Raw genomic sequence first — 13462 nt, 5'->3', positions numbered from 1 at the left:
CCGAACACGGGGGAGGCTCCGCCGGAGACACTCCGATGTCGCACCGGCAGATCATGGAGGCGCTGTCCGGGCTGCTGCTCGGCATGTTCTGCGCCATCCTGTCCTCGACCATCGTCACCAACGCCCTGCCCGAGATCGTCTCGGACCTCGGCGGCGGCCAGAGCGCCTACACCTGGGTCGTCACCGCCTCGCTGCTGACGATGACCGCCTCCACCCCGCTCTGGGGCAAGCTCGCCGACCTGGTCAGCAAGAAGGCCCTGGTCCAGATAGCCCTCTGCGTCTTCGTCCTCGGCTCCGTCGTGGCCGGTCTGTCGCAGAACTCCGGCATGCTGATCGGCGCCCGCGCCATCCAGGGCCTCGGCGCCGGCGGTCTGGCCGCCCTGGCGCAGATCATCATGGCCGCGATGATCTCCCCGCGCGAGCGCGGCCGCTACTCCGGCTACCTCGGCGCGACCTTCGCCGTCGCCACCGTCGGCGGCCCGCTGCTCGGCGGCGTCATCACCGACACGAGCTGGCTCGGCTGGCGCTGGTGCCTCTACGTCGGCGTGCCCTTCGCGATCATCGCCCTCGTCGTGCTGCAGAAGACCCTGCACCTGCCGGTCACCCGGCGCGCGGTCAAGGTCGACTGGGCGGGCGCCTTCTTCATCACCGCCGCGGTCTCGCTGCTGCTGGTCTGGGTGACCTTCGCCGACGACAAGTACGCCTGGATGTCCTGGCAGACCGGTGCGATGGTCGGCGGCTCGCTCCTGCTCACCCTGGTCTTCCTGCTGGTCGAGACCCGCGCCGCGGAGCCGATCATCCCGCTGCGGCTGTTCCGCAACCGCACCATCACCCTGGCCTCGCTCGCCTCGCTGTTCGTCGGCATCGCGATGTTCGCCGGGACCGTCTACTTCAGCCAGTACTTCCAGCTCGCCCGGGACAAGTCGCCGACCATGTCGGGCGTCATGACCATCCCGATGATCGGCGGCCTCTTCGTCTCCTCCACCGTCTCCGGTGTGATCATCACCCGGACCGGCCGGTGGAAGGGCTGGCTGATGGCCGGCGGCGTCCTGCTCACCGCGGGCCTCGGTCTGCTGAGCGGCATGCGCTACGACACCCCGTACTGGCACATCGGCGTCTTCATGGCGCTGATGGGCCTCGGCGTCGGCATGATGATGCAGAACCTCGTGCTCTGCACCCAGAACCAGGTGGCCCCGGAGGACCTGGGCGCCGCCTCCTCCGTGGTGACCTTCTTCCGGTCGCTCGGCGGCGCGGTCGGCGTCTCCGTGCTCGGCTCGGTCATGGCCGGCCGGATCAGCGGCTACGCCAAGGACACCATCGGACAGCTCGGCCCCGAGGACCGGGCCGCCGCCGCCCGGGCCGCGGGCAGCGGCACCATCCCCGACATGGACCTGCTGCCCCCGGCCATCCGCACCTGGCTGGAGAGCGCCTACGGGCACGGCATCGCCGACATCTTCCTGTACGTGGCGCCCGTCGCCGCCCTCGGCTTCGTCGTGACGCTGTTCATCAAGGAGGTCCCGCTGCGTACCACGGGCGCCCTCGCCCAGGCCGCCCAGGCCGCGGCGGAGGGCTCCGCCCCCGGGGCGCCGGTCCCGGCCGGGGCCGTGCGGACCGCCGGGGGCGCGCCCTCGGCCACCGCCGAGGGGTCCTCGGACAGCGGCGACACGTCGGACGCGCACTCGGTCGCGGACTCCCACTCGGCCTCGGGCGACGACGGGGCGTCCGACTAGGGTCTTTCGTTTGGATCGGGCCGGATCAGGAAGCGGGGTCCGGCGCCGTGCACCGCGAGGCGGAGGAGGGAGTCGGGGCCGAGCCCCGGCGACCGACGACAACGCGACGAGGTGCGGCGCCGGACCCCGCGAGCCCGGCATGATCCAAACGAGAGGCCCTAACGGCCTCCCCGCGGGACACCCGCCGCCGCTGCCCCCGAGCGCGGCGGCGGATCCGTGCCGTCCGGAGGCCCCGGCCCCTGCGGGACGGAACATCCGGAGGCCCCGGCCCCTGCGGGACGGACCGTCCGGGAAGCCCGGCCCCTGCGGGGCGGGCCGCCGGAGTCAGTCCCGGCGGTGCGGGCCGGCGGAGGAGGTCCGGGCCACCAGCTCGCCGCACAGGTCGCGCAGCTTGGTGTTGGAGTGCTGCGAGGCCCGGCGCAGCCGCTCCATGGCCCGGTCGGCGTCGACCCGTTCCCGGGCCATGACGATGCCCACCGCCTGGTCGATCACGCTGCGGGAGAGCAGCGCGGTGCGGGCGTCCGCCGCGGAGGAGCCGCGGCCCTCGATGCGCAGGGTCTCGTTGACCGCGTGGGCGGCCCGGGCCGCGAAGACCCGGGCCGCCTCCTGCCCGCCGCCGAGCGAACCGGGGGCGGTGCCGTAGAAGTTGAGCGCCGCGCCCGCGCCGCCCTCCACCGGCAGCGGCAGCGCCAGCACGCAGCGCACCCCGGTGCCCAGCGCGTAGCGCGTGTAGTCCGGCCAGCGCGTCTCGGTCCTCAGGTCGGGGGCGTACTGGGCGTGTCCGGTCAGGGCGGCGTCCACGCAGGGCCCCGAGCCGTTCTCGTACTGCCGCAGGTCCAGGCCGGCGGGGAGGCCGGAGCTGCCCGCGAGGGTCAGCAGCCGGTCGGCGCGGCGCACGGTGACCGAGCAGGCGGCGGCGCCGGGCACCTCCCGCACCGCGCGGTCGGTCAGGTCCCGCAGCAGGGGGTCGAGGCCCTGACCGCGCGCCAACGCCTGGTCGAGCGTCTCCGGGTTCTCAGGGGTCGAAGTGGTCATGGCCCTACGGATATCCGCTCAGCGCTCGTTGACGCCCCGGCCCCCGGCGGCGGGAGCGGGCGGGCCGACGATCCGCCGGGCCAGGTCGCGGAGTTTGACGTTCTCCCGCTGGGACGCCTTCACCAGGGACTCGAAGGCACCGGCCGCGTCGATGTCCAGGCGCTCCATGAGGATGCCGGTGGCCTGGCCGATCAGGTCCCGGGTGCGCATGGCCTCGGTGAGCTGCTCGCGCACCGTCGCGGAGTCCAGGGCGAGGCTGACGTGCGCGGTGAACAGCCGCCCGATCCGGGTGGCGTCGTCGTCGAAGGCGCGCGGCTTGCGGGCGTACGCGGTCAGGACGGTCAGGCGGCGCTTGTCGGCGCGCAGCCGCAGGGCGAGGACCGAGCGCAGCCCGAGACCCGCCAGGGCCCCGCCGTCGCCGTCGGCCGCGCTGTCCTCGATCCGCACCACGGGCGCGGTCCACAGCCGGTCCCAGTCGGCGGGGTGCCAGTCGGCGGGGTGCCGTTCGGCGCCGGGCCGGGACTCGCCCGTGAACCGCACGAGATCGTCGGACCAGGCGAGGGTGCGCAACCGTCTCCCGTGGTCGATCTCCAGGATGCCGGCGTGGTCCGCCCCGGGCATCAGCCGGACGGCCAACTCGACGGCCGTGCGCAGGGTGTTGTCCGCCGTACCGGTCTCGTGGAGCCGCCGGGCGGCGGCCGTCAGCGCCTCCGCCAGCTCGAAACCCACCGGAAAACGCGACAAATCATTGAATTCGGACGCAGCCACCACGAACCTCTTCGGCATGCGCGACCGCTCGGCCGCACGCAGGAGAGCTCCGCAGCACATTCCCGACTGCGAGCACAGGACGAACAGCACTCTAACTGCTCGGTTGCGCCGGGGTGACGCCCGGCCGACGTCCCCCGCGGGCCGCTCCCCGCGCACCCGGGCGACCCGCCGCAGGCGCCGCGCCCGCGGAGCGGCACGGCCGCCCCACGCCGACGGCACGGCACCGGACACGGCGACCAACACCCGTGTCCGGCTCGACGAGTTGCCGGACCTCGTCCGGCCCCGGCGCCGCGCGGTCCCGCTCACCCGGCGCTCCGGCGGCGGCCCCCGGGGGCTCGCCGCCGACCCCGAGCGGGCCACGACGCGCAACGCCCGCCGGGACGAGCGGGTCACGCCGATCGTCCTCAGCGACGGTTGGAACGGCCCCGGATCCGGATCGACGGCACGGCGGAGGTCGCCGACGCGCCCGACTCGGTCGAGCCGCGGGTGGGGCACTACCGCGCCATCGCCCGGGACGGTTCCTCGCCGGGGCGGCCGGTGCCGTGCGTCAGGCGGGGTCGGCCAGCGCCTCGACGCCCGCGATGAGCGGGTCGAGGGCGTACTCGAAGTCGCGGTCCAGGCGGTCCGCGCCGGTGCCGTCGGAATCGCCGGGGAGCCCCCGAGCGGGACGCGTACCGGCGGGCGATGGTGGGGCGGGGCAAGTCCCTCGTCCGGATCGCCCCCGAGCGACGGGGCCCGGGTCGCGACGGGGCTTCCCGGCGCGGACGGCGGAGCGGGACTGACCGGGCGGGACTGACCGGGCGGGACTGACGGGGCAGGGCTGACGGGGCAGGGCTGACGGGGCAGGGCTGACGGGGCAGGGCTGACGGGGCGGGACCGGGCGGTTCCTCGCCGGGTACGGTTCCTCGCCCGGGACGGTTCCTCGCCCCGGACGGCCGGTGCCGTGCGTCAGGCGGGGTCGGCCAGCGCCTCGATGCCGGCGATGAGCAGGTCGAGGGCGTACTCGAAGTCGCGGTCCAGGCGGTCCGCACCGGTGCCGTCGGAACCGTCGGTGCTGACGGTGACGTCGGAGCCGCCGAGGCGGTCGGAGCCGTCGGCCCCGGCGCCCTCGTCGTCCTCCGGAGCGTCCCCGGGGGCGTCGCCGGTGCCGCGGGCCCGCCCCGATGCCGCGCCCGGGGCGCCCCGGAGGCGCGCGCCGGGGGCGGCACCGACGCCCGCCGGGGGGTCCGTCGCGGGGTCCGCCCCGACGTCCGCCGCGCGGACGCGGCCCTCGAAGGCGCCGTACCCGTGGACGAACCGCAGGACGGCCGCCGTCGCCCCGCTCACCCCCCGCTCGGGCAGCCCGGCGCGGCGCACCACCCGCCGGACCGCGCGGGAGAACGCCCGGGCGTGGGGACCGGGGGCGGGGTGGGCGCCGATCAGGCCGGGCAGCCAGGGGTGGCGGACCAGCATCGCGCGGTTCTCCCGGGCCAGCAGGCGCAGTTGGTCCCGCCAGTCCCCCTCGGTGTCCCCGTCGTCGGCGGGAAGGCGCGGTTCCCCGTGGACCGCGTCCAGGGCGAGGGCCAGGAGGTCGTCCTTGGTGTCGACGTACCAGTAGACGGACATCGCCGTGACGTCCAGCTCGGCCGCGAGGCGGCGCATGGAGAACCCGGCCGGGCCCTCGGCGTCCAGCAGCCGTACGGCGGCGGCCGTGATCCGCTCCCGGTCCAGCCCGGCCGGGCGTCCGGCACCACGACCGGACCCCCGCGTTCCGCCGCCGGTCCCACCGGCCCGGGGTCCTTCCCGGTCCGCCCTCGCCATGCGCACCACTCCTCGGCCGATCGACCCGGGGAACAGTCTCCTCCCCGCCCCCGCGTCCCGGCCACGGGGCACCCGGTGACCGGGACGCGGGCGGGAGGCGGGCCGCGAGGGGGCCGCCGTCAGGAGGAGCCGGTGGGCCGGGTCAGGTCGTAGAAGGTGGCGGAACCGGCCGTCACCTCCTCGAAGTTGGCCTCCACCCAGGCGGTGATCCCGGAGGCGGTGCCGTCGCCGCCGCGCATGCCGCCGCCCGCGCCCCCGGCGATGAAGTAGTGCACGCGGCCGTCGGCCACGTACCGCCGGAACTGCTCCAGGGTGGGTGAGGGATCGGTGCCGTTGAAGCCTCCGACGGCCATGACCGGTGCGCCGGAGCCGAGTTGGTAGCTCGCCGCGTTCTGGGCGCCGACGGCCGCCGCGGCCCAGGTGTACCGGTCGGCGTCGGCCCGCAGCAGCTCCACGGCCTTCTCACCGACCCGGGCACCGTCCAGCAGGCCGCCCATGCCGCCACCGCCGCCCCGGGCGGAGTCCGCGCCGGAGCCGCCGATGGGCGGGGCCGCGCCGCCGGGGGCCGTTCCGCCGCCGGGGGGTGCCTGCCCGGGGCCGGTTCCCCCGGTGGGCGGTGCCTGCCCGGCGCCGGGGGCGGTGCCGCCGCCCGGCGCGGTGCCGCCGCCTGTTCCGCCGCCGCCCGTGCCGTCCCCGGGGCCGGTGCCGACGCCGCCCGGTGCGCCCCCTCCCGGGAACCCCCCGCCCCGGCCGGCCGCGCCCGGGCCACCGCCGCCCCCGGGGAAGCCGCCCCGCGCGCCGCCGGGCCCCCCGCCGCGCGGACCCGCCGTGACGATGGAGCCGGTGTGCGCCTGCCGCACGGTGCTGAGGGTGTACGCCGCCGGTCCCGCCAGCGCGGCCGCCACGGCCAGCCCCGCCACCGCCGCCGTGAGCCGCCGCCCCAGCCGCCCGGCGAACACGCACCCGAGGGCGGCCGCCAGCCCCCCGGCCAGGACCGCCCAGCGCAGCCAGGGCAGGTGGTCCGGGGTGCGGTGCAGCAGGACGTACCCCCAGACCGCGGTCGCCGTGAGGGCCGCGGCGAGGGTGACGGCGGCCCGGGTCCGCCCGCGCCGCTCCCACAGCGCCGCCGCCCCCGTGCCGACGACGGCCGCGACGTACGGGGCGAGGGCGACGGTGTAGTACTCGTGGAAGATGCCGGCCATCCAGCTGAAGACGGCCGCGGTCACCAGCAGCGAACCGCCCCAGACCAGCAGGGAGGAGCGTGTCGGGTCGGTCCGGCCCGCCCTGCGGGTCGCCACCAGGGCGCCCGCGAGCAGGATCAGCGCGGCCGGGAGCAGCCAGGAGATCTGGCCGCCGACCGCGGTGTCGAACATCCGGTACCAGCCGGTCCCGCCCCACCGCCCGCCGCCGGGGCCGCCGCCCCCGCCGACACTGCCGGTCTCCTCTCCGTTGAGACGGCCGATCCCGTTGTAGCCGAAGGTCAGTTCCAAGAAGCTGTTGTGCCGCGAGCCGCCCACGTACGGCCGGGAGGCGGCGGGCCACAGCTCCACCACCGCGACCCACCAGCCCCCGGAGACCACCAGCGCGGCCGTGGCCAGAGCCAGTTGGGCCAGCCGCCGCCGCGGCCGCACCGGGGCGCGGACGCCGTACACCAGGGCCAGGACGGGCAGGATCAGGAACGCCTGGAGGGTCTTGGTCAGGAAGGCGAGGCCGATCACGGCCCCCGCCCACACCAGCCACCGGGTCCGGCCGTCCTCCAGCGCGCGCACGACGAGGTAGCAGGCCAGGGACATCAGCAGCGCCAGCAGCGCGTCCGGGTTGTTGAAGCGGAACATCAGCGCCGCGACCGGTGTCAGCGCCAGCACCGCGCCCGCGAGCAGCCCGGCGGCGGGTCCGGACCGGCGGCGCACGGCCGCGTGCACGACGGCCACGGTGCCGACGCCCATCAGCGCCTCGGGGACGAGGATCTGCCAGGAGCCCAGCCCGAACAGCCGCACCGACAGGGCCATCGGCCAGAGCGCGGCCGGGGGCTTGTCCACGGTGATGGCGTTGCCCGCGTCGAGCGAGCCGAAGAAGAACGCCTTCCAGGACTGGCCGCCCGCCTGCGCCGCCGCCGAGTAGAAGGAGTTGGCGTAGCCGGAGGCGCTCAGCCCGTGGAGGTAGAGCAGGGCGGTGGCCAGCAGCAGCCCGGCCAGGGCGGGGCGCGCCCAGCGGGGCGGCCGGGCCTCGGGCGGTGGGGGCGGTACGGGGGGCGCGGCGGGAGCGCGGGTCCCCGACGGGGGCCGGGGGTCGGACGGGGACTGGGCGGACGGGGTCTCCCGCCCGGGTGGGGCCTGCGGGGGCCCGGTCCGCGGCCGGGGTGGGACGGGGGGGCCGGGGAGGGACGCGCGGTCGTCGCCGGGGCGGGTCGTCATCGGCCCTCCCCCGGGAGCGCGGTGCCGGGGGCCGCGGACGCGTCGGGTCCGGCCGGCGGGTCCGGGAAGACCCAGGCCCGCAGCAGCAGGAAGCGCAGCACGGTGGCCGCGAGGTTGGCGGCGACCAGCACCGCCAGCTCGGTGGAGTGCGCGGGGTGGGCCGCCGCCGTGTCCAGGGCGGCCAGCGAACCGCTGGTCAGGGCCAGGCCGATGGCGAACACCACCAGCCCCCGCGCCTGGTGCCGCACCGCACCTCCCCGGCCGCGCACCCCGAAGGTCAGCCGACGGTTGGCGGCGGTGTTGGCGACGGCGGAGACCAGCAGCGCCAGCGCGTTGGCGGTCTGCGCCCCGGCGAACGGCCGGAAGCCGCTGTAGAGCAGCAGGTAGAAGAGGGTGGACAGGACGCCCACCGCGCAGAATCCGAGGAACTGCCGGGCGAGCCCCCGGGGCACCCCGGCCAGCTCGCGGTCGCGCGGGTCGTCGCCGAAGGGCCGGGCCAGCCGGTCCAGCGGCAGCGCGCCGGTGGCCAGCGCCCGGCCGACCCGGCACACCCCCCTGAGGTCGTCGGCGGCGGTGCGCACCACGCGCACGCTGGAGTCGGGATCGTCGACCCAGTCGACCGGCACCTCGTGGATGCGGCATCCGGCGCGCTCCGCGAGCACCAGCATCTCCGTGTCGAAGAACCAGCCGGTGTCCTCCACCAGCGGCAGCAGCGCGCGGGCCACGTCCCGGCGGATCGCCTTGAAGCCGCACTGGGCGTCGGAGAAGCGGGCGCGCAGCGAGCCCCGCAGGATCAGGTTGTACGCCCGGGAGACGAACTCCCGCCGGGCACCGCGCACCACCCGGGCGCCCCGGGTCAGCCGGGAGCCGATCGCCAGGTCGGAATGGCCGGAGATCAGCGGCGCGACCAGCGGCAGCAGGGCGTTGAGGTCCGTGGACAGGTCCACGTCCATGTAGGCGAGGACGGGGGCGTCGGAGGCCGACCAGACGGCGTGCAGCGCCCGGCCTCGCCCCTTGCGCTCCAGCCGTACGGAGCGGACCTCGGCGAGGCGCTCCGCGAGACCGGCGGCGACGCGCGGGGTGGAATCGGTGGAGGCGTTGTCCGCGACGGTGATCCGGAAGGCATAGGGGAAGGTGCGGGTGAGGTGCTCGTGCAGCCGCAGGACGCACGGTGCCAGGTCCCGCTCCTCGTTGTGCACGGGGACCACCACGTCCAGGACCGGGGTGCCGGCCCCGGCGGCGGGAAGGTGCTCCCGCGCCGCCAGGGTGCCGGGGGAAGAGTCGGTTCGCATGCCCGGAGCCTTCTCAACTCCCCTGTACCGGGGGTGTGGTGAGGCTGTGGGCGGGCTGTGAGTCCGGGGACGGAACCGGCAGGGGGCGGAGGAGCCGGAGCAGCCGCTCGGCCGACGCTCCCGCCCGCCGTGCCCGCGACGGACCGCTGTCCCCTCCCCGCGCCGGGCCCCGCAACCCCGCGGCGCCGCTGCCCCGCGCCCGGCGCCCGGCGAGCGGCGAGCGGCGAGCGGCGAGCGGCGGGGCAGCGGGTGGCGGGCGGCGGACGGCAGGCGCCTCCCGGCGGGCGACAGCCGGCAGGCGGCAGGCGGCAGGCGGGGCACGGAACGGCCCTGCGGCCGGGGCCGGTTGCGACGGGCCGCCGTGCACCCCCGGATCTGCCGTGCACCCCCGCATCGCCCTACGCCCTCACCCCACCGTCCGTCCTCACCCCACCGTCCGCCCGCACTCCGCCCCCTGACCGCCGGTGCCGTACGACGCCGGAGCGGCGCCCTGCCCCGCATCCGCCTCCTCGCCCGCGCCGGCGTCGCCGTCCGCGTCCGCCTCTCTGTCCGCGTCCGCCGCCTCCGGCAGCCGTACGGTGAAGACCGTGCGCCCGGGTGCCCCCGTGACCGTGACGGCACCGCCGTGGGCGGCCGTCACCGCCCGCACGATGGCGAGCCCCAGCCCGGTCGAGCCGGTGGCGCGGGAGCGGGCGCCGTCACCGCGGGCGAACCGTTCGAAGACGTGCGGCAGCAGCGCGGGCGGGATGCCGGGCCCGTCGTCCTCCACGTCCACGCACCACGCCGTCCCGTCGCGCCGCACCCGCGCGGTGACGGTCGTGCCGGGCGGGGTGTGGGTGCGGGCGTTGGCGAGCAGGTTGACCAGCACCTGCTGGAGCCGGGCGGCGTCGGCCGCGACATGGGCGGGCCCGTCGGGCAGGCCGAGCCGCCAGACGTGGCCGGGACCGGCCGCGCGGACGTCGCCGACGGTGTCGACGAGGAGCGGCACGAGGTCGGTGCGGGCGAACCGCAGCGGCCGTCCGGCGTCCAGCCGCGCGAGCAGCAGCAGGTCCTCGACGAGCAGGGTCATCCGCGCGGCCTCGGACTCGATCCGGCCCAGCGCGTGCCGGGTGTCGGGGCCGACCGGCTCCCCGCCCCGGCGGGTCAGCTCGGCGTAGCCGCGGACCGACGCCAGGGGGGTGCGCAGTTCGTGACTGGCGTCCGCGACGAACTGCCGGACCCGGGTCTCGCTCTCCTGCCGGGCGCGCAGGGCGCCGTGGACGTGGTCGAGCATCCGGTTGAGCGCGGCGCCGACCCGGCCGACCTCGCTGTGCGGGTCGCACTCGGGACCGGGGACGCGCTCGTCGAGGTTGACCTCGCCGGTGTGCAGCGGGAGTTCGGCGACGCGGGTGGCGGTCTCGGCGACCCGGCGCAGCGGGCGGGTGGCGGCGGAGACGACGACGGTGCCCGCGAGGGAGGCGGCGATCAGACCGGCGGCGGTGACGCTGGCCTCGACCAGGACCAGGGTGGTGACGACGCCGTCGGTGTCCGCGGTCGGGAGGCCGACGTAGAAGTCCCCGGCCCGGCCGCTCTGGAACAGCACCCGGTGGCCGCCCAGTCCGGGGAGGTCGGCGGTGTGCGGGCGGCCGTCCCGGGGGACGGCGGCGAGGGCCGCGAGCCGCCGGGCGTCGAGCGCGACGGGCTCGGCGGTGCGGTACCCGTCCGCCTCCCGGGGGCGGCTGACGATGCCCTCGGTGACCTCGCCGTCCACGACGGCCGCGGCGACCGTGCCCACCGCTCGGGGGCCCTTGGCGGCGAAGGCGAGCGGGTCGCGGCCGTCCGGCGGGGCGGGCGGCGGCCCGGGGGCGTCCCGCGCCGGACCGCCCGCCACCCGCATCGCCACCTCCCGGACCTGGCCGTCCAGTTGCTCGTAGAGGTGCGAGCGCAGGGCGAGGGTGGTGACCGTGCCGATCACCGCGCAGACGACGGCGACCAGCGCCACCGACACGACGACGAGGCGGGTCCGCAGGCTCGGCGGACGCCGTCGCCGTCGCGGGATCACGAGACGGCGGGCTTGATCAGGTAGCCGGCGCCGCGCCGGGTGTGGATCATCGGCTCGCGGCCGGCGTCGATCTTCCGGCGCAGATAGGAGATGTACAGCTCCACGATGTTGGCCTGGCCCCCGAAGTCGTAGGACCAGACGCGGTCGAGGATCTGGGCCTTGCTCAGCACCCGCCGGGGGTTGCGCATCAGATACCGCAGCAGCTCGAACTCGGTCGCGGTCAGATGGATGCCGGTGCCCCCTCGGGTGACCTCGTGGCTGTCCTCGTCGAGGGTGAGGTCGCCGACGACCAGGACGGACGCGGGGCGCCGCGGGTCGGCGGCGCCGGAGCGGCGGATCAGCCCGCGCAGCCTGGCGACGACCTCCTCCAGGCTGAACGGCTTGGTGACGTAGTCGTCGCCGCCCGCGGTGAGCCCCGCGATCCGGTCCTCGACCGCGTCCTTGGCGGTCAGGAACAGCACCGGCACGTGCGGCAGTTCGCGGCGCAGTCGCCCGAGGACGCCGAGGCCGTCCATGTCCGGCAGCATCATGTCCAGGACGACGACGTCGGGACGGAACTCGCGGGCCGCGCGCAGCGCGCCGTGACCGTCGCCGGCGCTGCGGATCTGGCAGCCCTCGTAGCGCAGGGCCATGGACAGCAGTTCGGTGATGGACTGTTCGTCGTCCACCACCAGCACCCGGACGGGGCTCCCGTCCGTCCTCAGCAGCAGCTCGGTGCGCCCCTGGGGCGAGGTCGTGGTCATACCGGAACGATGTCGGCGGGCTCTGAGAGCACTCTTTCCCCAACCTGTGAATTCTCTGAGAAACGGGGGCCCGGGGCCCGGCGGGCGACCCCGCCCGTCCCAAACACCCCGACCGCCCCGGCCGCCCCTGCTGCCCCTGCTGCCCCGCCGGCCTCGGTGGCTACGCCGGCCTCGGTGGCTACGCCGCCCGCTCCGGCCCGGCCAGTCCGAACAGCCGGGCGCCGTTGTCGTGGCAGACGGCGCGCAGCCAGTCCGCGCCCAGCTCCAGCCTTTCCAGCGCGTGCAGTTGGTGGAGGTAGGGATACGGGATGCTGGGGAAGTCGGTGCCGAGCAGGACGCGGTCGCCGAGGGCCGCCAGCCGGGGCAGGGCGCGCCGGGGGAAGGGGGCGAGGCGCTCGGTGAAGTCGGTGAAGGCCATGGTGGTGTCCAGCCGCACCTCGCCGTGGCGCTCCGCGAGGTCCAGGAAGTCCTCGTACTCGGACATCCCGAGGTGGGCGACGACCAGCCGCAGCCGGGGGTGCCGGGCCAGCACCCGGGCGACGGGGCCGGGGCCGGTGTGCCTGCCGGGGGTGGGACCCGAGCCGCAGTGGATCACCACCGGGACGCCCGCCTCCGCGAGCAGCCCCCAGACGGGGTCGAGCAGCGGATCGGCCGGGTCGTACGCGCCGACCTGCACATGTGCCTTGAACACCCGGGCACCGTCCTCGACGGCCTCGCGGACGTACGCCTCGACGCCGGGTTCCGGGAAGAGGGTGGCGGTGTGCAGGCAGTCGGGGGTGCGGCGGGCGAAGTCCGCGGCCCAGCCGTTCAGCCAGGGGGCCATGCCCGGCTTGTGCGGGTAGAGCATCGACGTGAAGGCCCGCACGCCGAACCCGCGCAGCAGCGCGGTCCGTTCGGCCTCCTCGGCGCGGTAGGTGATCGGCCAGGCGACACCGCCGGTCAGGGGGCCGAGGGCGTCGAAGTAGGCCCAGACCTTGCGCAGGACGCGGTCGGGCATGAAGTGCGTGTGCACGTCGACGAGTCCGGGCAGCCCGAGCCCCTGCCAGAACCGACGGACACGGGCGGCCTCATCGGGACCGGGGTCGGGGACGGGGGTGGCGCCGGGGACGGTGTTGGCGTCGGGGCCGGGGCCGGCGCCCTCGCGGGGTGCTGGCGGAGGGGTCGGGGGCGGCGGCTGCCGGGCCGCGGGGTCCTCACGGTGATCACTCATGCCGCCCACCCTCACCCCGGCCCCCGCGCCGGGTCCACCCCGCACGGCGACACGCCCCCGATCACACGGAACCGGAGGCCCGGGACCGGGAGGCCGGAACCGGGGGCCGGAACCGGCGGGCCGAATCGGTGGACGGACCGGGCACCTGGGCCGTTGGGCGCGACCCCGATGGACGGACCCGGCACAGGCACCCGGTGGAGACGGCCCCGACGGCAGGGAGACGAAGGCGACACCACCGAATCGGCGGCCCGGACCGTCGGCGCACCCGGCCGACACGAACGCGGTCCCGAGCACGGCGGGACGACGGCACCGCACCGGCGTCGCGAACCCCACGGCTCCCACCCGACGGACGTGGCCCCGTCGTCGCGGGGACGGCGAGCGGACCAGGCGTCACGGGACCAGGGTCACGGGACCGGTGACAGGCCCGGT

8 protein-coding genes and 2 pseudogenes are annotated in these 13462 nt (G+C 76.5%); 2 read left to right on the top strand and 8 right to left on the bottom strand.

The genetic code is table 11. From position 1 onward, the window contains the following. Positions 1–35: 35 nt before the first annotated feature. A pseudogene (locus ACZ7LB_RS05925) lies at positions 36–1605 on the top strand (MDR family MFS transporter); the annotation flags it as partial. Positions 1606–2054: 449 nt separating this feature from the next. Here ACZ7LB_RS05925 and ACZ7LB_RS05920 read toward each other — a convergent pair. Then, positions 2055–2765 (bottom strand): ANTAR domain-containing protein, encoded by a 711-nt coding sequence (locus tag ACZ7LB_RS05920; RefSeq protein ID WP_471465565.1) that lies wholly within the window; start codon positions 2763–2765, stop codon positions 2055–2057. A gap of 18 nt (positions 2766–2783) precedes the next feature. Next, the gene (locus ACZ7LB_RS05915; protein ID WP_471465564.1) at positions 2784–3551 is read right to left on the bottom strand and encodes a GAF and ANTAR domain-containing protein; all 768 of its coding nucleotides are present in this window, start codon (positions 3549–3551) and stop codon (positions 2784–2786) included. A gap of 244 nt (positions 3552–3795) precedes the next feature. Here ACZ7LB_RS05915 and ACZ7LB_RS05910 point away from each other — a divergent pair. Beyond that, positions 3796–4043, top strand: a pseudogene (locus tag ACZ7LB_RS05910) (pyridoxamine 5'-phosphate oxidase family protein); the annotation flags it as partial. A gap of 438 nt (positions 4044–4481) precedes the next feature. Here the strand turns inward: ACZ7LB_RS05910 and ACZ7LB_RS05905 are convergent. From ACZ7LB_RS05905 to ACZ7LB_RS05880, 6 genes are all read right to left on the bottom strand, one after another. Further along, positions 4482–5333, bottom strand: a complete 852-nt coding sequence (locus tag ACZ7LB_RS05905; RefSeq protein ID WP_471465563.1) for a TetR/AcrR family transcriptional regulator — start codon at positions 5331–5333, stop codon at positions 4482–4484. Positions 5334–5452: 119 nt separating this feature from the next. Next, positions 5453–7747 carry a glycosyltransferase family 39 protein gene (locus ACZ7LB_RS05900; protein ID WP_471465562.1) on the bottom strand — a complete coding sequence of 765 codons (2295 nt, stop codon included), beginning with the start codon at positions 7745–7747 and terminating at the stop codon, positions 5453–5455. Continuing rightward, positions 7744–9039 carry a bifunctional glycosyltransferase family 2/GtrA family protein gene (locus ACZ7LB_RS05895; protein ID WP_471465561.1) on the bottom strand — a complete coding sequence of 432 codons (1296 nt, stop codon included), beginning with the start codon at positions 9037–9039 and terminating at the stop codon, positions 7744–7746. Before ACZ7LB_RS05895 ends, ACZ7LB_RS05900 begins: the two co-directional genes overlap by 4 nt. 424 nt (positions 9040–9463) lie before the next feature. Then, complete coding sequence (locus ACZ7LB_RS05890; RefSeq protein WP_471465560.1) at positions 9464–11080, bottom strand: sensor histidine kinase; 1617 nt, start codon at positions 11078–11080, stop codon at positions 9464–9466. After that, the gene (locus ACZ7LB_RS05885) at positions 11077–11823 is read right to left on the bottom strand and encodes a response regulator transcription factor (RefSeq protein ID WP_471465559.1); all 747 of its coding nucleotides are present in this window, start codon (positions 11821–11823) and stop codon (positions 11077–11079) included. The genes ACZ7LB_RS05890 and ACZ7LB_RS05885 overlap by 4 nt, the downstream gene beginning before the upstream one ends. A 178-nt stretch (positions 11824–12001) precedes the next feature. After that, the gene (locus tag ACZ7LB_RS05880) at positions 12002–13033 is read right to left on the bottom strand and encodes an amidohydrolase family protein (protein ID WP_471465558.1); all 1032 of its coding nucleotides are present in this window, start codon (positions 13031–13033) and stop codon (positions 12002–12004) included. Positions 13034–13462: the final 429 nt, after the last annotated feature.

This window comes from Streptomyces sp. NPDC107521 (assembly GCF_055598485.1).
Note: the sequence above shows the minus strand (reverse complement) of the source record. Positions and strands in the feature narration are given on the sequence as shown.